We start from the raw sequence: 19,905 nt of genomic DNA, 5'->3' as shown, positions 1-19,905 counted from the left end.
ATCGATGCCGTGCGCTCAAGCCCCGCGTAGCGCGAACCGCGGCTTCACCCACCAGATCAGCAGCGGCAGTACGATCAAGGACAGCAGCATGTTGATGCCCATGATCGCCATCAGCAGCAGGCCCATGTCGGCGACGAACTTGAGGTCCGACATCAGGTACCAGGGCAGGATTCCGAGCATCATGATCGTCGCGGTGAACAGAATCGCCTTGCCGGTCGTGTGCAGCGCAGCGCCGATCGCACCGGCCCAATCGCCGCGGCCGGCGCGCAGCTCCTCGCAGATTCGCGACAGCAGGTAGATGCCGTAGTCGATGCCCACGCCGACACCGATCGCCGCGACGATCATCGCGTTGATGTCGAGCCCGACGCCGAGCAGGTGCATCGCGGCGACGAGCGCCTGGTTGGAGAGATTCACCGGCACCAGCAGCAGAAGGCCGGCGACGAACGAGCGGTACGCCAGACTCGCGAGCAGAAATACGAACACGTTGACCGCCGCGATAACCACGATGTGGTAACGCTCGATCACGCGGTTGACGGCTTCCTGCAAGGCGATCGTGCCGGTGCCGAGGCGGATTCGGAATTGATCATGATCTTCGCCGACGGCGGCGATTGCTTTGCGCGCCGACGCGAGCGCTGCGTCGACCGTCTCCTGCCGGTTGTTGGCGTACCACAGGGAGACCGTCGCGTTCTGCAGGCCGTCGTCGACGACGTGACCGTAGCTTTTCGCGCTCGCCCCCATGAGGGCCCCGACCGTGGCTGCGCCCATCGCGGCCGTACGCGGATCGAGCGGGGACCAGGCCGGGTGGCCACCGTTGAACAGGCGGCTCGATTCGCTCAGGTAATCGGCGAAGGACAGCGTCGCCCGCGGGGCGAAGGCATCGGCTTCGAGCAGGCGCTGCAGCGATAGCATGGTCTGCACGGTATCGACTTGTTGGGCCGTCCACTCGTCGCCATTCGGACGCTTGGCCTCCAGCACGAGCTCCAGCGTGTTGACGCCGGGAAACTGGGCGTTGATCGCGCGCACGGCGACGTTGAAGGCCGAATCGTCCCAGAGCAGGTTGCTGCCTTCCACCGGGTTGCCGATGCGAATCCGATGCGCGGTGATGATCGTCGCTGCCGAGAGCATCAGCAGCACGATCGTCGACAACGGAGCGAGGCGGCCGTGCACGAGCTTGGCAACGCCACCCAGCACGCGCTCGTGCAGGGGCTGTGCCGAGGTCGGCGAGCGGCGAATCAGACGCTCGACATGGGTCGGCGCGGGCAGCGTGCAGAGCAGCACGGTGATCAGCACGATGCCGGTCGGAATCAGCCACACCGCCCACATACCGCAGAAGATCGCATGCCGGACCATCGCCGGTATCGGGGCCGCGCAGACGACCACGATGCCGAGCACGTCGGTGAGGATGCCGAGCAGCGAAGGGCCGGCCATCACGGTCATGGTTTGCTGCGCGGCGGCACGCCGGTCGCCGAGTTCGGCGTACAGCTCGTAGAAGCGCTCGGTGAACTGCACGCTGTGCGAAAAGCTGCGTGCGGTCAGCAGCAGTGGCACCACCATGAGCAAGGGTTCGATCGAAATGCGCAGCCATCCGACCAGCCCGAAAGCCCAGATCGCGGCAACGCCCGAGGTGACGATCGGCGTCAGCAGGCCGACCCAGTTGCGCATGTACAGGCCCAGCGCGATCAGCAGGGCGACGATCGTGACCGCGAAGATCAGGATCATCTGGCGTTCGTAGTGATAGACCCAGCCGATCAGGATCGGCTGGCCGGCGACGAAAACCTCGTGATGGGCATCGCGAGCCTGTTCGGCGAGCCGTTGGACGGCGCCAAACACCGTGCCGTAATCGGTGCCGCGCTCGAGCAGCATCGCCGTGATCAGCGTGGCCTTGTCGTCGCGCGAGATCAGGAAGTCGCGCACCTTGGGCGCCTGGTCGACGCGCAGTCGGAACGCAGCGAGTTCATCGGCGTTCTGTGGGGGGTGGCCGCCCATCAGCGGACGCATGTCGATGCCGAGCGGCGTCGCTTCGGAGGTTCGCGCGCGCTCGGTGGTGATCGACAGGATCTGGTCGTGATCGACGCCAGCAACCAGATCGATGTCTCGTGTCAGCTGCCAGACCTTGGCGAGCGTCTCAGCGTTGTAGAGATCGCCGCCGTCGCTGCGCCGGACCATCACGGCCACGGTCAACGGATTGCCGAAGTTCGGATGATCGCGATACACCTGCACGAACGGATCGTCCTGCGGCAGCAGATCGGAGAACACCGTTTCGAGCTTCACGCGCGGCAGGCCGGCGGCGAAGAAGGCGGTGATCAGTGCGAACAGCAGACCGAGCAGCCGAGGATGCGCGACGACCCAGCGCGCGCAGCGTGCGCTCAGCGACATGCCGGCTGCTCGCGCGGCAGGCGGTCCGCCGACGCGATGCGCCGACGCGGATTCAGGCGGGCTCGAAACCTCCGAAGCGCGCCTGCACGTCCCCGCTCAGTTCGGGCTCCGCCGAGATTCCGGAGAGCTGCGTGACGACGAACCGCTGGGTTCCCCGGAACGTGTTCTGGTAGAGCTCGCGGCACAGCTCGTAGGCCGCATGGCCCGGCCAGCCTTCGGGCAGCACTGCGTCGGGAAGACGAGGATCGTGCAGGCTCACGCGGCGGAACGAATGGATCAGCAGTGTCTGTACGGCGAAACAGAGTTTGGGAGAGGCTCGCCGGTTCGACAGCAGCGAGGCCGCCGGTTCGAAGCGCTTGAGAAACTCGCGATACTCCTGCGCCACCGAATCGAGGTTCCAGCACTCCGAGGCGAGCTCGGTGAGCGGCCGAGCCGATAGCTCGGTCAGGTCGGCGACGTTGAGCACCATGGTGCGTTCGCGCAGGCTGAGCTGGTCGAGAATCGCGGTCAGCATGCGAACGTCGGCGCTCGGATGCACGAAGACGCCCGGCGCGATCATGCCGAAGCCCTCCCATTCGAGCTCCTTGCGAAGCTCGGAACGCTCGGGCGCACCGACACCGGCCTTGGTCATCAACACGAGTGTCCAGCGACCGTCCCAGTTGGTCGGCGGCGGCGTATAGATGCGCCGATAGGCGTGCGCGAAGCGCCGCTTGCCCAGTGGCGTGAGCGCATAGCGGCTGCGCCGTCCATCGCGGATCGATTCGAGCCAGCCCTCCTCGATCAACCGGAAGCTGCTGGTGCGGACCAGCCTTTCGTTGACGCCGAAGGGCTCCATGAGCGAGATCAGCTCGCCGAGCCAGACACCGCTCGTGAACGGGGCGATGGAGTCGCCGAAGACCGACACGATCAGCGATTTCGAGCGGGGCTCCTCCTCCTTGAGGTAGCGCGCGACCCAGTCTTCGATCGATTTGTGCTTGCCGGTCATTCCCTGCCTGTATTGCGTGTTGTCCGAGCATGTTACCGACGGCACCGGAGATTGGGTTGCAAATCTAAGTGTGTCCGATTTTTTACATAATACAAAAAAATAGTTGACCTAATATATTCTGTATCATATTGTGGATGGACCGATGGCCTGAAGGAGGCACAACCATGTATGCGCAACTGGTTGAAACCGGCTTGAGTCGAGTGCGGAACCTCGAAGAAATGAGCCGTGAAGAGCGTGAGTTTCAGGGGCGGATTGACCGAGGAGTGAAGATCGAGGCCAGGGACTGGATGCCTGAGGCCTATCGCAAGACGCTGGTGCGCCAGATCAGTCAGCACGCGCACTCGGAGATCGTGGGCCAGCTGCCGGAAGGCAACTGGATCACACGTGCGCCTTCGCTCAAGCGCAAAGCCATCCTGCTCGCCAAAGTGCAGGATGAAGCGGGACATGGCCTTTATCTGTACAGCGCGGCCGAAACACTTGGCACCTCGCGCGATCAGATGATCGATGACCTGCATTCGGGCAAGGCCAAGTACTCGAGCATCTTCAACTATCCGGCGCTGACTTGGGCCGACATGGGCGCAATCGGCTGGCTCGTCGATGGCTCGGCCATCATCAATCAAGTGCCGCTATGCCGCTGCTCTTATGGCCCATATGCGCGGGCGATGGTTCGCGTCTGCAAGGAGGAGTCGTTTCATCAGCGCCAGGGCTACGACATCATGATCGCGCTGGCCAAGGGCACGCCTGAGCAGAAGGCGATGGCGCAGGACGCGCTCAATCGCTGGTGGTGGCCTTCGCTGATGATGTTCGGCCCCAGCGATTCGGAGTCGGTCAACAGCGCGCAGTCAGCGCAGTGGGGCATCAAGCTTTTCAGCAACGACGAACTGCGCCAGAAGATGGTCGACCAGTCCGTTCCGCAAGCCGAATTTCTCGGCCTCACGATTCCTGATCCGGAACTTAAGTGGAACGCCGAGCGCGGCCACTACGATTTCGGCCCGATCGATTGGGAAGAGTTCTACAACGTCGTGAAGGGTCACGGCCCTTGCAACCGCGATCGCCTCAAAACCCGCATAAAAGCGCACGAAGACGGCGCATGGTTCCGCGAAGCCTTGATCGCGCATTCCGAAAAGAAAGCCCAGCAAGCCGCAGGCGCGGCAGCTTAAACCTGAGCTTGACTCGTCCAACAAGACCGAGAACACAGTGACTAAGAAAGAATGGCCGCTCTGGGAGATTTTCATCCGGAGCCAGCATGGCTTGGCACACAAGCATGTCGGCAGCCTGCACGCCGCCGATGCTGACATGGCGATCAACAACGCACGTGATGTCTACACGCGCCGCAACGAAGGCGTGAGCCTATGGGTGGTGCGTTCGGCCGACATCGTCGCCAACGATCCGAACGATCGCGAGCCTTTGTTCGAGCCTGCGGCGAATAAGGTGTATCGCCATCCGACGTTCTTCCCGATGCCGGAAGAAGTGAAGCACATGTGATCGCGCATCCGTGCACCGACCGAAGCAGGCGGTGTGCCGGAGGAGACTTATGAGCAACGAGAAATTCAACTATCTGCTCAGGCTCGGCGACAGCACGCTGATCCTGAGTCAACGCCTCTCCGAGTGGTGCGGAAAAGGCCCGGCGCTCGAAGAAGACATGGCGCTCGCCAACACCGCGCTCGACCTGCTCGGCCAGGCTCGCCAATGGCTCAGCTACGCGGGCGAAACCGATGGCATGGGACAGGACGAGGACGATCTCGCCTATCTGCGCAATGCCGATCAGTTCGCCAACTTCCTGCTCGTCGAACGCCCCAACGGCAGCTACGCCGACACGATGGTTCGCCAGTTCTTCTTCGACGCCTGGTATCACCTGGCGCTGCAGAAACTCGTGCTTTCGAAGGACGAGCGCATCGCCGCGATCGCCGGGAAGGCTGCGAAGGAAGTGCGTTATCACCTGCGTCGTAGCAGCGATCTGATCGTGCGCCTCGGCGATGGAACGCCGACGAGCCGCTCGATGATCCAGTCCGCCGTCGATGAACTCTGGCCGTTCACCGGCGAGATGTTCGAGGCCGACGCGATCGATCTCGCAGTCGCAGAAGCGAAGATCGGGTTCGATCCGTCGAGCCTGCGTTCCGATTGGCTGTCCTACGTGCACTCGGTGCTCGACGAGGCGACGATCAAGATGCCGAACGCCGAAGCCTGGATGCAGCGTGGCGGAAAGCAAGGTCGTCACACCGAAGCGCTGAGCTATCTGCTCGCCGAAATGCAGTCGCTCAAGCGCGCTCACCCTGGCGCTGCCTGGTAGTGCGCGATGTCGGCCGAGACCGCAGGTGTGACGGCGGCTGATCGAGTCTGGCACTGGCTCGAAGCCGTTCCCGATCCCGAAATTCCGGTGCTGTCGGTGCTCGATTTGGGCATCGTCCGAGACGTGCAGTGGAACGGCGGCGAAGCCGACGAATGTCTCGTCACGGTGACGCCGACGTACTCGGGTTGTCCGGCAACGGACGTGATCTCGGACGACATCAGCAAGGCCCTGCACGAGCACGGTGTTCAAAAGGTGCGCGTCCAGATCCGACTCGCACCGGCCTGGACCACGGATTGGTTGCGGCCACAGGCACGTGAAAAATTGTGCGATTACGGCATCGCACCGCCGGTCGGGCTCGCGAGCAACGAGCATGTCGTCGATATCAGTCGATTGCGTGCATCGAACAAGAAGCCCTTGCAGATCGATTGTCCGCGCTGCGGTTCGACGCACACCGCGCTTACGAGCCAGTTCGGATCGACGCCCTGCAAATCGCTGTATCGCTGCCTCGACTGTCTCGAACCCTTCGACTATTTCAAATGCCACTAGGCGTTCAGAACCCATGAGCAAGTTTCACCAACTGCGTGTCTCCAGCTGCAAGCCCGAGACTCGTGACGCCGTCGTCGTAACCTTCGACGTGCCGGAGGAAAGCCGCGAGGCTTTTCGTTTCGTGCAAGGGCAGCATCTGGTGCTCAAGTCGAAGTTCGAAGACGAGGAGATTCGTCGCTCGTACTCGATCTGCTCGGCTCCTCACGAGAACACGCTACGCATCGCGATCAAGCGTGTCGAAGACGGTTTATTCTCGACCTGGGCGAACAAGGAACTCAAGCCGGGACATCTGATCGAGTGCATGGAGCCGTCGGGGCATTTCAACGTGCCGCTCGTTCAGGGAGCGGCGCGTCACCATGTTGCGTTCGCATCGGGCAGCGGCATCACGCCGGTGCTATCGATCATCAAGGCCACGCTGAAGGCCGAGCCGAACAGCCACTTCACGCTGTTCTACGGCAACCGCGCCTCGTCGAGCGTGATCTTCAAGGAAGAGCTCTCGAATCTAAAGGACTCGTACATGACGCGGCTCAACCTCGTCTACGTGCTGAGCCGCGAATCGCAGGACATCGAGCTGTTCAACGGCCGCATCGACAAGCGGAAATGCGACGAGCTGCTGGATCGCTGGATCGATCCGGCCGGTATCGACGTCGCCTACATCTGCGGTCCGCAGTCGATGATGGAAGCGGTGTCCGAAAGCTTGATGGCGCACGGTGTTCCGAAAGCCTCGATCAAGATGGAGCTGTTCGCGAACGCGATGCCGAAGTTGCCGCGCCAGGCATCGGCGGTGACCGCCAAGGGTACGCAGCAGTGCAAGATCACGCTGATCCAGGACGGCCGCACGCGTGAGCTGTTCATCGAAAAGAACAAGGAAACCATTCTCGACGCGGCGCTCGAACAAGGCGTCGAACTGCCGTACTCGTGCAAGGGCGGTGTCTGCTCGACCTGCCGTTGCAAGATGACCAAGGGCGAGGTCGACATGGACGTGAACTTCGCGCTCGAAGACTACGAAGTCGCGCGTGGTTTCATTCTGACTTGTCAGAGCTATCCGATCGCCGACGACCTCGTGCTCGACTTCGATCAGGAGAGCTGAACTTGCCCTACGAACTGCTCACGCTCGAAGTGATCGGCAAGGTCGCGCTGATTCGTCTGCGCCGACCCGAAGCGCTCAATGCGCTGTCGCTGCCGCTGCGTGAAGAACTCAGACTAGCGCTCGTCGAGATCGAATCGGACGAGTGCATCGGCGCTACGGTGATCACGGGCGACGAGAAAGCGTTCGCGGCCGGAGCCGATGTCAGAACGCTCGCAAGCTGGGGGGCGCAGGACGTCGCAGCGTCGATCGAGCTGCGCGGCGCCTGGAATCAAATCGGTGCAGGCAAGACACCGATCATCGCGGCGGTTTCCGGTTTCGCGCTCGGTGCGGGCTGCGAACTCGCGATGATGTGCGACTTCATTCTCGCCGCGGACAACGCGCGCTTCGGCCAGCCCGAAATCAAGCTCGGCACCATTCCGGGTGCGGGCGGTACGCAACGGCTCACGCGGCTTGTCGGCAAGAGCAAGGCGATGGAGATGGTGCTCACGGGGCGCATCATCGATGCGGTCGAAGCCGAACGCTGCGGCCTGGTTTCGCGCGTGATTCCGCAAGCCGATCTGATCACTGAGGCGCTCAAGACCGCGGCGGCGATCGCCGAGTTGTCGCCGCCGGTCGTGCGCTTGGCCAGACACGCGGTGAATCAAGCGCTCGAAACCTCGTTGTCCGATGGGCTCGCTTTCGAGCAGGCGAGCTTCGAATCCACTTTCAAGCTCGGGGACCGGCGCGAGGGAATGCTCGCCTTCCTCGACAAGCGCAAACCCCAGTTCACGAGCCGCTGAGCTCGAATCCGATCAGGAGAGACCGATGCAACTGCAGAGTTATGCGGCCGGCCAATGGCGCAGTGGTGAAGGCGGCGAAACGGTTCGTCACGCGATCACGGGCGAAGCCGTCGCGACGATTTCGAGCAAGGGCGTCGATTTCGCTGCGATGCTCGACTATGGCCGCAAGGTCGGTGGCCCGGCACTGCGCAAGCTGACCTTTCATGAGCGTGCGCTCATGCTCAAGGCCCTCGCGCAGTATCTGGCCGAGCGCAAGGAAAAGTATTACGAGCTGTCGAAAGCCACCGGGGCGACGCGCGCCGATTCCTGGGTCGATATCGAAGGCGGCATCGCGACCTTGTTTGCGTTTTCCAGCAAGGGTCGCAAGGAGCTGCCGAACGCGAGCTTCATTATCGACGGCAATCCTGAATTCGTTTCGCGTAATGGCACCTTCGTCGGCCAGCACATCCGCACGCCGCTGCAGGGCGTGGCCGTGCACATCAATGCCTACAACTTCCCGTGCTGGGGCATGCTCGAAAAGCTGTCAGTGAACCTGCTCGCGGGTGTGCCGGCCATCGTCAAGCCGGCGAGCCAGACCGCGTATCTGACCGAACTCATGTTTCGCGACATGATCGAGTCGAAAATCTTCCCTGAAGGCGCGCTGCAGCTGATCTGCGGCAGCGTCGGCGATCTGTTCGAGCATCTGCAATCGCAGGACGTGGTGACGTTCACGGGTTCGGCCTCGACCGGTCGCAAGCTCAAGTCGCACCCGGTGATCCTGCGCAACTCGGTTCGCTTCACCATGGAAGCCGATTCGCTGAACTTCTCGATGCTCGGCCCGGACGCCAAGTCCGAGACGCCCGAGTTCGAAATCTTCATCAAGGAAGTCGCGCGCGAACTCACGAGCAAGGCTGGCCAGAAGTGCACCTGCATCCGCCGTGTATTCGTGCCGAAGGCGCTGATCGAGCCGGTTGTCGAAGCGCTCGGCAAGCGACTGTCGAAAGTCGTCGTCGGCGATCCTTCGGTCGAAGGCGTGACGATGGGCGCGCTCGCGAGCCTGAGCCAGCGCGACGAAGTGCGTGCGCGCGTGAAGGAACTGCAGCAAGGCGCCGAGATCGTCTACGGCGATCTCGAAAATTTCAGCGTCACCGGCGGCGACATCGCGACGGGTGCTTTCCTCGCTCCGATCCTGCTGCGCTGCTGCGAGCCGAAAAAGCACACAGTCGTGCACGAGGTCGAAGCTTTCGGCCCGGTTGCGACGCTGATGCCTTACGAAACGGCCGAGGATGCGATCGATCTCGCGCGTCGCGGCGAAGGCAGCCTCGTGGGCTCACTCGTCACTTACGACAACGACTTCGCACGCGAAGTGGTGCTCGGTGCCGCGGCTTATCACGGTCGCCTGCTCGTGCTGAATCGCGACAGCGCCAAGGAATCCACCGGCCATGGTTCACCGCTGCCGGTGCTCGTGCACGGTGGCCCCGGTCGCGCCGGTGGTGGCGAGGAAATGGGCGGCGTTCGTGGTGTCATGCACTATTTGCAGCGCACCGCCTTGCAGGGTTCGCCCGAAACGCTGAGCCGCATCACCGATCGCTGGATCAGCGGTGCGAATCGTCGTGAAGGCGTGCATCCGTTCCGCAAGAATCTCGATGAGCTGCAACTCGGTGATTGCGTGAAGACCGGCTCGCACAAGGTCACGCTCGAGGAGATCGAGCACTTCGCGCACTTCACGGGCGACACTTTCTACGCGCACATGGACGAGGCGGCGGCGAAGGCGAATCCGTTCTTCGGCGGACGCGTCGCCCACGGCTACTACATTGTCTCGATCGCGGCCGGCTTGTTCGTCGAACCGAATCCGGGTCCGGTGCTCGCCAACTACGGCGTCGACAACCTGCGCTTCCTGACGCCGGTGTTCCCCGGCGACGAACTCAAGGTCGTGCTGACCTGCAAGCAGAAGAACCCGCGCATCACCGAGAACTATGGCGAAGTGCGCTGGGATGCGGTGGTCACGAACCAGGACGATAAGGTTGTCGCGCAGTACGACGTGCTGACGATGGTCGAGAAGGCGCCGAAGGTGGAGTCGGCATGAGCGCCGCCACGACCTACGAGAACATTCTGTTCTCGATCGAAGGCGGCATTGCGCGCCTGACGCTCAATCGTCCGGACAAGCTCAACAGCTTCACGGTCGCAATGCATCAGGAGGTGCGCGATGCGCTCGATCGGGTGAAGGCCGATCGCAGTGTCCGCGTGCTGCTGCTGACCGGCGCGGGTCGTGGCTTCTGCGCAGGGCAGGATCTCGGCGATCGCGCGGTTTCTCCGGGCGGTAGCGCAGTCGATCTCGGCGAATCGGTCGAACGCTGGTATGCGCCGCTTGTGCTCACACTGAAGTCGCTGCCGATGCCGGTGGTCTGCGCGGCCAACGGCGTTGCGGCCGGTGCGGGTGCCAATCTCGCGTATGCCTGCGACATCGTCATCGCTGCGCGCTCGGCCAGCTTCATCCAGCCGTTCTGCAAGCTCGGCCTGATTCCGGATACCGGCGGCACTTATGTGTTGCCGCGCCTGGTCGGACGCGCGCGTGCGATGGGCCTGGCGATGCTCGGAGACAAGGTTTCGGCAGAGCAGGCGCAGACCATCGGCCTGATCTGGAAAGCGGTCGACGACGACAAGCTCGCCGATGAAATCGAAGCCCTGCTGAAGCACTTCGCGCAAGCGCCGACGCGAGGTCTGGCGCTGACCAAGAAACTCATCAACGACAGCGATTCGAAGACGCTCGAAGAAGAACTCGTGCTCGAACGCGATGCGATGCGCGAACTCGGCTACAGCCACGACTACGCGGAAGGCGTCGCCGCCTTTCTCGAAAAGCGTGCTCCGCACTTCATTGGGGAATGAGTGCCGTGAGTTCGCCGAAGATCGACGTTGCCGTCATCGGTGCCGGTGCGATGGGCTCTGGAATCGCGCAGGTAGCCGCTACCGCGGGCCATCGCGTGATGCTGCACGATACGCGCGCCGGAGCAGCGGAGCGCGCGATCGAGGGCATTCGCTCGACCTTGCGTCGCTTGGTCGACAAGGATCGTCTGGGTGCGCAGGAGTTCGAGCGCATCATGTCGCAGTTTGTGGCAGCGTCGGCACTCGATGAACTCAGCGGCTGCGGACTCGTGATCGAAGCGATCGTCGAAGACCTCAAGACCAAGCAGGAGCTGTTCGCCAAGCTCGAGTCCATCGTCGATGCGAGCGCTATCCTGGCGACGAATACCTCGTCGATCTCGGTGACCGCGATCGGCGCCGGCTTGCAGCGGCCCGAGAAGCTCGTCGGCATGCACTTCTTCAATCCGGCTCCGCTGATGCCGCTCGTCGAAGTGGTTTCGGGCGTCGCCACGTCGTCGGCGGTCGCCGAGCAGATTTATGCGCTGTCGCTGGCCTGGCGCAAGAAGCCGGTGCATGCGCGCTCGACGCCGGGCTTCATCGTCAACCGCGTCGCGCGTCCGTATTACGCCGAGGGCATGCGCCTGGCGCAGGAAGGTGCGGCGGGCTATGCAACGATCGACGCGGTCATGCGCGAGGCCGGTAGCTTTCGCATGGGGCCGTTCGAGCTCATGGACATGATCGGCCACGACGTGAATTACGCAGTCACTCGTTCGGTGTTCGATGCCTTCTACGGCGATCCGCGTTTCGCGCCTTCCTTGTTGCAATACGAACTCGTGCAGGCCGGATTCTTCGGACGCAAGAGCGGCCGTGGTTTCTACGACTATCGCGAAGGTGCACAGCCCGCGACTCCGGATGACGAGCCGCCGGCTGCGGTGCCGACCGGCGCGATCGTCTGGACTGCCGGTGCAACCGGCGCTGCGCTTGCGAAGCGCCTGGAAGCGCATGGCGTTGCCTTCGAAGCACGGGTCGGCGAAGGCCCTTCTCAGGCGATCGCCGCGATCGGTGAGGCGCAGCTGTTCGTCACCGATGGACGTACGGCTTCCTCACTCGCAGAAAAGGTGCAGCGCAAGGACTGCGTCGTCATCGACCTGATGCTGGCACCGGAAGACGCGGGCCGTGTCGCGGTCGCCCGAGCACTGCAGTGCAGCGACGCCGGCTGGGATTCGATCCTCGGCCTGCTGCAAGCGGCCGGCTTCATCGTCTCGCGCCTGAGCGACACACCGGGCCTCGCCGTCATGCGTACGGTCGCGATGCTCGCGAACGAAGCCAACGATGCGGTGCATCAGCAAGTGTGCTCACCGGAAGACGTCGATATCGCGATGCGCTCCGGTGTCGCGTATCCGAAGGGCCCGCTCGAATGGGCGCAAGTCATCGGTACGCACCGTGTGCTTGAAGTGCTCGACAACCTGTTCGAGTTCTATCGCGAGCCGCGCTATCGGGCCTCGCCGCGGTTGAGGCAGTCACGATTTCAAGCTGACACCAGGTCGCCGTAGGGAGACGTGAGACCCAGCCGCATCGCAAAACAATACGGAGGAGAGCCATGCAGCAAGAGAGCAAGGAAGAAAGCACGGAAGGCCAGCGGCTCGCGGAGCTCGTCGTCGGCGCGATGATGGATCGCGATGCCGCGTCGAATCATCTCGGCATGCGCATCATCCAGGCTGCGGCCGGCCAGGCCACGGTGACGATGAAGGTGAAGCCCGAGATGCTCAACGGCCATCTGACCTGCCATGGCGGCTTTATTTTCAGCCTTGCCGACAGTGCTTTCGCGTTCGCCTGCAATAGCCGTAATGAGGCGACTGTCGCGGCCGGCTGCTCCATCGATTACCTGCGTCCGGCGATCGCCGGGCAGACGCTGACTGCGGTCGCGCAGGAGCGCGCATTGCCGGGCCGCACCGGCGTTTACGACGTCACCGTGAGCAATGAGGAAGGCCAGCTCGTTGCGCTGTTCCGCGGGCGGTCGCATCGAATCAAGGGCGGAGTGATTCCGCTCGAAAGCGGCTCGATCACGAACTGAATCGCAATGCACGCGGCGCAAGCCGTGTGCACGCCGCGCCATGCGGCCGATGGGGCTGTCGGGTGAAAGTCCCAGTCGAGCCCAAGAGGCATTCGGATGGGAGGAGGATTCATGCTTGGTGCAAACACAACGCCGCGGAAGCACGTGCTGGACCCGATCGAAACCGCAAGCCGCGACGAAATCGTGGCACTGCAGTTACAGCGGCTCAAGTGGTCGCTGCAGCACGCTTACGACAACGTCGAACACTATCGCCGCAGCTTCGATGCGGTAGGCATCAGGCCGGATGATCTGAAGAGTCTTTCGGATCTGTCGAAGTTTCCGTTCACGACCAAGAAGGATCTGCGGGACAACTACCCGTTCGGTCTCTTCGCGGTGCCGAAGGATCGCATCGCGCGACTGCATGCTTCGAGCGGCACCACGGGCAAGCCGACCGTGGTCGGCTACACCGCGAACGACATCGACAACTGGGCGAATGTCGTGGCGCGCAGCGTTCGGGCCGCGGGGGGCGGGCCGGGCGACATCGTGCATATCGCTTATGGCTATGGCCTGTTCACGGGCGGACTCGGCGCGCACTACGGGGCGGAGCGCGCGGGTTGCACGGTGGTGCCGATGTCGGGTGGCCAGACCGAAAAGCAGGTGCAGCTGATCGGCGACTTCAAGCCGAGCATCATCATGGTCACGCCGTCGTACATGCTCAACATCATCGAAGAGTTCCAGCGCCAGGGACTCGACCCGGCGGCGAGCAGCCTGCGTGTCGGCATCTTCGGTGCCGAGCCGTGGACCAATGCGATGCGCCAGGAGATCGAGCAGCGCGCCGGCATCGATGCGGTCGACATCTATGGTCTGTCCGAAGTGATGGGGCCAGGTGTCGCGAGCGAATGCGTCGTGAGCAAGGATGGCCCGGTGATCTGGGAAGATCACTTCTATCCCGAGATCATCGATCCGGTGACCGGCGAAGTGCTGCCGGACGGCTCCGAGGGCGAGCTCGTGTTCACCTCGCTGACCAAGGAAGCGCTGCCGGTGGTCCGCTATCGCACGCGTGATCTGACCAAGCTTCTGCCGCCGACCTCACGCTCGATGCGCCGTATCGGCAAGATCACCGGTCGCTCGGACGACATGCTGATCATCCGCGGCGTCAACGTGTTTCCTACGCAGATCGAAGAGCTGATCCTGCGCTGCCCGGAGCTTGCTCCGCATTATTTGATCGAAGTGAGCCGTAATGGCCATCTCGACGAAGTCGCAGTCAGCGTCGAGCTTGGTGATGCGGCGCGTGACATCGGCATCGATGGAGACAAGAAGCTGCGCGGCAAGCTGCAGCATCTGATCAAGACCTACGTCGGCATCAGCGTAAAAGCCACCATTCATCCGCCGCAGACGCTCGAGCGTTCGGCAGGGAAGGCCAAGCACGTCATCGACAAGCGCCCGAAAGAAGCGCCTGCGACCGCCGCAGCTTGATTGAACAGGAGTAAGGACATCACCATGCTGGAAGCCTTCATCTGCGACACCGTACGCACGCCCTTCGGCCGTTACGGCGGAGCACTGGCGGACGTGCGTCCCGACGATCTCGGCGCGATTCCGATTCGTGCGCTCATCGAGCGCAATCCAAGTGTCGATTGGGAAAGCGTCGATGACGTCCTCTACGGCTGCGCGAACCAGGCCGGTGAAGACAATCGCAACGTCGCGCGCATGGCGGTGCTGTTGTCCGGGCTGTCGCAGAACGTGCCGGGCACCACGATCAATCGCCTGTGCGGATCGAGCCTGGATGCGGTGATCATGGCGGCGCGCGGCATTCGCTCGGGCGATGTCGACCTGGTGATCGCTGGCGGCGTCGAAAGCATGAGCCGCGCTCCGTTCGTGATGGGCAAAGCCGACTCCGCGTTCTCGCGCGTCGCGAAGATCGAAGACACTACTATCGGCTGGCGCTTCGTCAATCCGCTGCTCAAGGCGCAGTACGGTATCGACTCGATGCCAGAAACCGCCGAGAACGTCGCCACCGAATTCAAGATCGAGCGTGTCGATCAGGATGCTTTCGCGATTCGCAGCCAGCAGCGTTACGACAAGGCGCTCGCGAATGGTTTCTACGATCGCGATCTGGTTCCGGTGTCGGTGCGCCAGACGAGGGGCGAGCCGCGCGTGCTCTCCAAGGACGAGCCGCCACGCCCCGATACCACGATCGAAGCGCTCGCCAAGCTCAAGGGCGTGGTGCGTCCGGACGGCACGGTGACAGCGGGCAACGCGTCTCCGGTCAACGACGGCGCGAGCGCGGTATTGCTCGCGTCCGAAGCTGCGATCAAGAAGAACGGCTTGCGCCCGCGTGCTCGGATCGTTGCGTGTGCGGCGGTCGGTATCGAGCCGCGCATCATGGGTTTCGCTCCGGCTCCGGCGACGCGCAAGGTGCTGTTGAAAGCAGGGCTGTCGATTGGACAACTCGATGCCATCGAACTCAACGAAGCTTTCGCGGCACAAGGCCTCGCAGTGACGCGCTCGCTTGGCTTGCCCGATGACGCGCCGCACGTGAATCCGAACGGCGGCGCGATCGCGATCGGTCATCCGCTGGGCGCATCGGGTGCGCGTTTGGTTGGTGCAGCGATTGGCCAGCTCGAACGCAGTAATGGTCGCTATGGCTTGTGCACCATGTGCATCGGCGTAGGCCAGGGTCTCGCGCTCATCATCGAGCGTCTATAAGAGTCGTCGCGCGCGCCTTGCACGCACCGCGAGGCATCTTGCACTGACCGCGATGCGACGGTGCAGCCGCTCTTCGTAATCTCGAATCGGCTGCACGACGAATGGGCGGAGGAGAACGCCACGACCAGCCACCGCGAAAGACCCGCAATGACGCGCGATCTCGCGGGGACTTCGGTCATTCGAAATTCGTCCGGCTGGCTCTCGCCACAGATCGCGGCTGGGCTTTCCCATCCTTTTGCATCCGCCCTATCAGGAGCACGCGATGAACGCAGTCACCGCTTCGTCCAACAACATCGATCTACTGCATTTCATCGGCGGAAAATCCGTCCCGGCATCCGACGGCGGCCGCTTCGAACTGCTGAGCCCAGTGACCGAAAAACTCATCGCCACGTCCGCCAAGGGTACGGCACAAGACGTCGATGCCGCAGTGAAAGCGGCGCGCGCCCAGTTTGATGGCGGCGAATGGCGGCGCTTGAATGGCTCTCAGCGCGGCCAGCTGCTCAATCGCCTGGCTGATCTGATCGCGCGCGATGCCGAACTGATCGCCGACATGGACGCTGGTTGCATTGGCCGCGTGCCAATCGAACCGCGCCTGCTCGACCTGCCGAACGCGATCGAAACCTATCGCACCTCGGCCGGCTGGGCCGACAAGATCGAAGGCCGCACGATTCCGACGCCGGGCTACATGGGCATGCCGACGCTGTCGTATACGCAGCGCGTGCCGGTCGGTGTTGTCGGAGCGATCACGCCCTGGAACACGCCGTTCATGATTACTGCGTGGAAAGTCGGCCCGCTGCTCGCGGCCGGCTGCACCGTGGTCATCAAGCCGTCCGAAGAAACGCCGCATTCGGCGCTGCATCTGGCGCAGTTGGCCAAGGAAGCGGGCTTCCCCGACGGCGTCATCAACGTGGTGACCGGTTACGGCAACGTCGTCGGCAAGGCGCTGTGCACGCATCCGGGCATCGACAAGATCACGTTTACCGGTAGCCCCGAAGTCGGCGCGGAAATTCAGCGCGTCGCCGGCCCGCTGTTCAAGCGCATCTCGCTCGAACTCGGCGGCAAGAGCCCGCAGATCGTATTCGACGACGCTTCGCTCGAAGCGGCCGCACAAGGCTGCGCGATGGGCGTGTTCTTCAATCAGGGCCAGGTTTGCGCAGCCGGTACACGCGTGCTCGTGCAGCGTGCTATCGCCGAGAAGTTCGCCGGCATGCTCGCGGGTGCGGCCAAGAGCATCAAGGTCGGTGATCCGGCGCAGGGCGATGTGCAGATGGGCCCGGTTGCGAAGAAGGGCCAGTTCGAACGCGTCAACAAATACATCCGCGAGGGCATCGAAGAAGGCGCCACCTTGCTTGCCGGCGGTGAGACAGAGCACGTGCAGGGTTGGTTCGTGCAACCGACGGTGTTCGCGAACGCCAACAACGACATGTCGATCGCGCGCGATGAAATCTTCGGACCTGTGGCGACGGTGATTCCGTTCGATACTGAAGAGGAAGCGCTGCAGATCGCCAACGACTCGCGTTACGGCCTCGCCGCGACGATCTGGACTGCCAACGTCTCGCGTGCGCTGCGTGTCGCGCAAGGCATAGAAGCCGGCGCCATTGGCGTGAACTGCTGGGCTCCGATCGATGCACGCTTACCTTGGGGCGGCCTGAAGGCCAGCGGTGTCGGTCGCGAATGTGGTCGTGCAGGCATCGAGGCGTACACCGAAGAGAAGGTCATCACGGTGCTACTCGCTTAAGCTGCTGCGCTCAGCAGCTCACCCGAAGGCGGTGCTTGGAATGCTCACGTGCTACATCGCGCTCTGTTTTCTGCGATCCGTCCTCGTGCGACCTGCGTTCGTTTACAGAGCTCGATAAGCAGGCCACTTCGATCTCAGCGTTTGGAGAGCAGCTCGGCGATCGTGAAATCGATGAAGCTGCGAGCTCGCTGCGACAGGAAGCGCGTCTGTGGATAGACGATGTTGACCGGCAGCGGGCGCGGGTAATAGTCGTCGAGCAGGGCTTCGATGGTTCCGCGCTTGAGCGCGTTCGTCACCACCCAGTCCGGTAGCAACCCAATTCCGACTCCGCTGAGCACGAGATCGTGCATGGCGTCGGAATCGTTCGCGCGTACGGGCCCCGTCACTTCGACGGCATGGCGTCCGTTCTCCGATTCGAATTCCCAGCGCGCCCAGCGCTGGCCGCGGCCATAGACAATGCAAGGTCGATCGCCAAGATCGGCCGGGCTGTCCGGGCGTCCGTGGTGCTTCAAATAGGCCTTGCTCGCGACGAGCACCTGCTCGGCGATACCGATCGGCCGTGCCATCAGTGAACTCGAGGCCAGCGGCCCGACGCGCACCGCCAGTTCCAGACCTTCTTCAACGAGATCGACCGCTTCGTCGGTGAAGGTGATCTCGAGCCGCACGTCCGGGTTGAGATCCAGGAACTTCGGCAGCAGCGGGCAGATGCGATGGCGTCCGTAGGAGCCGGGCATGGTCATGCGCAGCGTTCCGCTGGCCTGTGCCTGGCGATCGGTGGTCGCGCGCAGGCTGTCGATCACGTCGAGCAGTTGCCGCGCGTGCTCGTAGAGCGTTTGCGCTTCGAGCGTCGGCGTGAGCCTGCGTGTGGTGCGCGCGAACAGCTGCACACCGACATCGCGTTCCAGCGCCGCAATCTGCTTCCTGACGGCGGACTGCGAGGTGCCGAGTTCGCGTGCGACCGCTGAGAAACTGCCGGATTCGCAGGCTCGCACGAAGGCGATGTAGCTTTGGACCGCGTCCATAGATTCAATCCAATTTGGAATAAGTATTAATCTACAGACGCTGTTTCCGATTGAATAGCTTTTCCTCAGAATCGCTTCATACAGTTGAAACACACAGCCAGTTTTAGAGGAGAGCTGAAATCATGAGTCGCAAAAAGATCGGCGTGATTGGCGCCGGCACGGCAGGTTTGCACCTGGGCCTTTATCTGCGCCAGCACGACGTAGACGTGACGATCTTCACCGATCGCAAGCCCGAAGATTACGCCGGCATGCGTCTGCTCAACACGGTTGCGCATCACGCCGTCACCTGTGATCGCGAAACGGCGCTGGGCGTCAATCATTGGCCGGGCGACAAGTGGGGCTATTTCGGTCACTACTACTACATTGGCGTCGGCCCGCAGCCGCTGCGCTTCTTTGGCGATCTGCATGCTCCGAGCCGAGCGATCGACTACCGCATTTATCAGCCGCGCCTGATGGCAGATTTCCTCGCTCGCGGCGGCAAGATCGAGTATCGCGAGATCAAGGGCGAAGATGTCTTGAGCATCAGCGCCGGCTTCGATGTCGTCGTCGTTTGCACTGGCAAGGGCCCATTCGGCCAGCTGTTCCAGCTTGATGCAGCACATTCCCCGTTCGATCGTCCGCAGCGTGCGCTCTGCGTCGGTTTGTTCAAGGGCATCAAGGAAAATCCGATCCGTGCAGTGCGCATGAGCTTCGCTCCGGGCGCCGGAGAGATGATCGAAATTCCGACCTGGACCTTCAATGGCCTGTCGACCGCGCTGGTGATGGAAAACCACATCGGCGGCGATCTCGAAATTCTCTCGAAGGTAAAGTACGACGAGAACCCGCGCGCTTTCCTCGATCTGTTGATCGAAAAGCTGCGCAAGCACTATCCGGATTGCGCCGCGCTGATAGACGAGAAGGAATTTGATCTCGCCAACAGCCCGCTCGACATTCTTCAGGGCGGCGTGACGCCGACGGTTCGCAAATCTCACATCGTGCTCGAAGATGGCAAGCTCGCGATTGCGCTCGGTGACGTGCACTCGGTGGTCGATCCGGTGCTCGGCCAGGGCGCCAACGCGGCTTCGTACGCTGCTGTCATTCTCGCCGAAGAAATCGTCAAGCAGAACGTCTACGACGAGCGCTTCATCGAACTCGTTAATAACCGTCGAAACGATCGTGTGCTCGGCGCTTCGCGCTGGACCAATTTCATGCTCATGGGCCTGAAGGAGCTGCAGCCCGAGTTCGCTCAGTTCATCGGCGCGCTGAGCCAGAATCGCACGCTCGCCGATATTTTCACCGATAACTTCAATTATCCTGAGAAGCAGTGGGATGTGTTCGCGAGCCTTTCGCGCATGCAGTCCTGGCTCGAAGAGACCAGCTCGCAGAGCCCACTCAATATCTCGCTCGCAGCCAATGATCGCCGCGTTTCGGATCTGCTGGCAGCGAATGCCTGACGAGTGTCCCGTGGCGGATCCGCCTACGACCAAAGTCCACTGCCGA

The 19,905-nt window shown here is 62.6% G+C and carries 17 protein-coding genes; 14 read left to right on the top strand and 3 right to left on the bottom strand.

Going from position 1 to position 19,905, the window contains the following annotated elements; all coding sequences use genetic code 11:
- Nucleotides 1-15 precede the first annotated feature (15 nt).
- Both WQQ_RS08370 and paaX read right to left on the bottom strand, forming a co-directional pair.
- Nucleotides 16-2,376 (bottom strand): efflux RND transporter permease subunit, encoded by a 2,361-nt coding sequence (locus WQQ_RS08370; protein ID WP_007184709.1) that lies wholly within the window; start codon nucleotides 2,374-2,376, stop codon nucleotides 16-18.
- Nucleotides 2,377-2,428: 52 nt separating this feature from the next.
- Nucleotides 2,429-3,361 carry a phenylacetic acid degradation operon negative regulatory protein PaaX gene (paaX, locus tag WQQ_RS08365; RefSeq protein ID WP_007184708.1) on the bottom strand — a complete coding sequence of 311 codons (933 nt, stop codon included), beginning with the start codon at nucleotides 3,359-3,361 and terminating at the stop codon, nucleotides 2,429-2,431.
- Between the two features lie 164 nt (nucleotides 3,362-3,525).
- Between paaX and paaA the strand changes: the two genes are divergently transcribed.
- The 13 genes from paaA (at nucleotide 3,526) to WQQ_RS08300 (ending at nucleotide 17,404) form a co-directional block, all read left to right on the top strand.
- Complete coding sequence (gene paaA / locus WQQ_RS08360) at nucleotides 3,526-4,521, top strand: 1,2-phenylacetyl-CoA epoxidase subunit PaaA (protein ID WP_007184707.1); 996 nt, start codon at nucleotides 3,526-3,528, stop codon at nucleotides 4,519-4,521.
- A gap of 37 nt (nucleotides 4,522-4,558) precedes the next feature.
- Nucleotides 4,559-4,846, top strand: coding sequence for a 1,2-phenylacetyl-CoA epoxidase subunit PaaB (gene paaB / locus WQQ_RS08355; protein ID WP_007184706.1), 288 nt, complete (start codon nucleotides 4,559-4,561; stop codon nucleotides 4,844-4,846).
- A 49-nt stretch (nucleotides 4,847-4,895) separates the two neighbouring features.
- The gene (gene paaC, locus WQQ_RS08350; RefSeq protein WP_007184705.1) at nucleotides 4,896-5,651 is read left to right on the top strand and encodes a 1,2-phenylacetyl-CoA epoxidase subunit PaaC; all 756 of its coding nucleotides are present in this window, start codon (nucleotides 4,896-4,898) and stop codon (nucleotides 5,649-5,651) included.
- Nucleotides 5,652-5,657: 6 nt separating this feature from the next.
- Nucleotides 5,658-6,197 carry a 1,2-phenylacetyl-CoA epoxidase subunit PaaD gene (paaD, locus tag WQQ_RS08345; RefSeq protein WP_040453225.1) on the top strand — a complete coding sequence of 180 codons (540 nt, stop codon included), beginning with the start codon at nucleotides 5,658-5,660 and terminating at the stop codon, nucleotides 6,195-6,197.
- Between the two features lie 13 nt (nucleotides 6,198-6,210).
- Nucleotides 6,211-7,287, top strand: coding sequence for a 1,2-phenylacetyl-CoA epoxidase subunit PaaE (gene paaE, locus WQQ_RS08340; protein ID WP_007184703.1), 1,077 nt, complete (start codon nucleotides 6,211-6,213; stop codon nucleotides 7,285-7,287).
- A gap of 2 nt (nucleotides 7,288-7,289) precedes the next feature.
- Nucleotides 7,290-8,066 (top strand): enoyl-CoA hydratase-related protein, encoded by a 777-nt coding sequence (locus tag WQQ_RS08335; RefSeq protein WP_007184702.1) that lies wholly within the window; start codon nucleotides 7,290-7,292, stop codon nucleotides 8,064-8,066.
- Between the two features lie 25 nt (nucleotides 8,067-8,091).
- Nucleotides 8,092-10,131: a phenylacetic acid degradation bifunctional protein PaaZ gene (paaZ, locus tag WQQ_RS08330; RefSeq protein ID WP_007184701.1), complete on the top strand. Its 2,040-nt coding sequence runs from the start codon at nucleotides 8,092-8,094 to the stop codon at nucleotides 10,129-10,131.
- Nucleotides 10,128-10,931: a 2-(1,2-epoxy-1,2-dihydrophenyl)acetyl-CoA isomerase PaaG gene (paaG, locus tag WQQ_RS08325; RefSeq protein WP_007184700.1), complete on the top strand. Its 804-nt coding sequence runs from the start codon at nucleotides 10,128-10,130 to the stop codon at nucleotides 10,929-10,931. Before paaZ ends, paaG begins: the two co-directional genes overlap by 4 nt.
- Entirely contained in the window at nucleotides 10,928-12,460 is a 1,533-nt protein-coding gene (locus tag WQQ_RS08320) for a 3-hydroxyacyl-CoA dehydrogenase (RefSeq protein ID WP_040453223.1), read from the top strand. The genes paaG and WQQ_RS08320 overlap by 4 nt, the downstream gene beginning before the upstream one ends.
- A gap of 47 nt (nucleotides 12,461-12,507) precedes the next feature.
- Nucleotides 12,508-12,981 (top strand): hydroxyphenylacetyl-CoA thioesterase PaaI, encoded by a 474-nt coding sequence (gene paaI, locus WQQ_RS08315; RefSeq protein WP_007184698.1) that lies wholly within the window; start codon nucleotides 12,508-12,510, stop codon nucleotides 12,979-12,981.
- A gap of 144 nt (nucleotides 12,982-13,125) precedes the next feature.
- The gene (paaK, locus tag WQQ_RS08310; RefSeq protein ID WP_007184697.1) at nucleotides 13,126-14,436 is read left to right on the top strand and encodes a phenylacetate--CoA ligase PaaK; all 1,311 of its coding nucleotides are present in this window, start codon (nucleotides 13,126-13,128) and stop codon (nucleotides 14,434-14,436) included.
- Between the two features lie 24 nt (nucleotides 14,437-14,460).
- A complete protein-coding gene (gene pcaF, locus WQQ_RS08305) occupies nucleotides 14,461-15,666 on the top strand; it encodes a 3-oxoadipyl-CoA thiolase (protein ID WP_007184696.1) in 1,206 nt (401 codons plus the stop codon).
- 262 nt (nucleotides 15,667-15,928) lie between these two features.
- Complete coding sequence (locus tag WQQ_RS08300; RefSeq protein ID WP_007184695.1) at nucleotides 15,929-17,404, top strand: aldehyde dehydrogenase family protein; 1,476 nt, start codon at nucleotides 15,929-15,931, stop codon at nucleotides 17,402-17,404.
- 134 nt (nucleotides 17,405-17,538) lie between these two features.
- On the opposite strand, the gene WQQ_RS08295 is transcribed toward WQQ_RS08300, so the two are convergent.
- Nucleotides 17,539-18,426: a LysR family transcriptional regulator gene (locus WQQ_RS08295; protein WP_007184694.1), complete on the bottom strand. Its 888-nt coding sequence runs from the start codon at nucleotides 18,424-18,426 to the stop codon at nucleotides 17,539-17,541.
- Nucleotides 18,427-18,548: 122 nt separating this feature from the next.
- On the opposite strand from WQQ_RS08295, the gene styA reads away from it, so the two are divergent.
- Nucleotides 18,549-19,859, top strand: coding sequence for a styrene monooxygenase subunit StyA (gene styA / locus WQQ_RS08290; RefSeq protein ID WP_007184693.1), 1,311 nt, complete (start codon nucleotides 18,549-18,551; stop codon nucleotides 19,857-19,859).
- Nucleotides 19,860-19,905: the final 46 nt, after the last annotated feature.

Source organism: Hydrocarboniphaga effusa AP103 (genome assembly GCF_000271305.1).
In the GTDB taxonomy this organism is placed as follows: Bacteria; Pseudomonadota; Gammaproteobacteria; order Nevskiales; family Nevskiaceae; genus Hydrocarboniphaga; species Hydrocarboniphaga effusa.
This window is presented reverse-complemented; position numbering and strand designations above follow the sequence as displayed.

Excerpts from the sequence above, each read along its gene's own strand:
- paaE (WP_007184703.1), top strand. The coding sequence starts at position 6,211 with ATGAGCAAGTTTCACCAACTGCGTGTCTCCAGCTGCAAGCCCGAGACT.
- styA (WP_007184693.1), top strand. The coding sequence starts at position 18,549 with ATGAGTCGCAAAAAGATCGGCGTGATTGGCGCCGGCACGGCAGGTTTG.
- WQQ_RS08300 (WP_007184695.1), top strand. The coding sequence starts at position 15,929 with ATGAACGCAGTCACCGCTTCGTCCAACAACATCGATCTACTGCATTTC.
- WQQ_RS08295 (WP_007184694.1), bottom strand. The coding sequence starts at position 18,426 with ATGGACGCGGTCCAAAGCTACATCGCCTTCGTGCGAGCCTGCGAATCC.
- paaD (WP_040453225.1), top strand. The coding sequence starts at position 5,658 with ATGTCGGCCGAGACCGCAGGTGTGACGGCGGCTGATCGAGTCTGGCAC.
- paaA (WP_007184707.1), top strand. The coding sequence starts at position 3,526 with ATGTATGCGCAACTGGTTGAAACCGGCTTGAGTCGAGTGCGGAACCTC.
- paaG (WP_007184700.1), top strand. The coding sequence starts at position 10,128 with ATGAGCGCCGCCACGACCTACGAGAACATTCTGTTCTCGATCGAAGGC.
- pcaF (WP_007184696.1), top strand. The coding sequence starts at position 14,461 with ATGCTGGAAGCCTTCATCTGCGACACCGTACGCACGCCCTTCGGCCGT.
- WQQ_RS08320 (WP_040453223.1), top strand. The coding sequence starts at position 10,928 with ATGAGTGCCGTGAGTTCGCCGAAGATCGACGTTGCCGTCATCGGTGCC.
- WQQ_RS08370 (WP_007184709.1), bottom strand. The coding sequence starts at position 2,376 with ATGTCGCTGAGCGCACGCTGCGCGCGCTGGGTCGTCGCGCATCCTCGG.
- paaC (WP_007184705.1), top strand. The coding sequence starts at position 4,896 with ATGAGCAACGAGAAATTCAACTATCTGCTCAGGCTCGGCGACAGCACG.
- paaZ (WP_007184701.1), top strand. The coding sequence starts at position 8,092 with ATGCAACTGCAGAGTTATGCGGCCGGCCAATGGCGCAGTGGTGAAGGC.
- paaX (WP_007184708.1), bottom strand. The coding sequence starts at position 3,361 with ATGACCGGCAAGCACAAATCGATCGAAGACTGGGTCGCGCGCTACCTC.
- paaI (WP_007184698.1), top strand. The coding sequence starts at position 12,508 with ATGCAGCAAGAGAGCAAGGAAGAAAGCACGGAAGGCCAGCGGCTCGCG.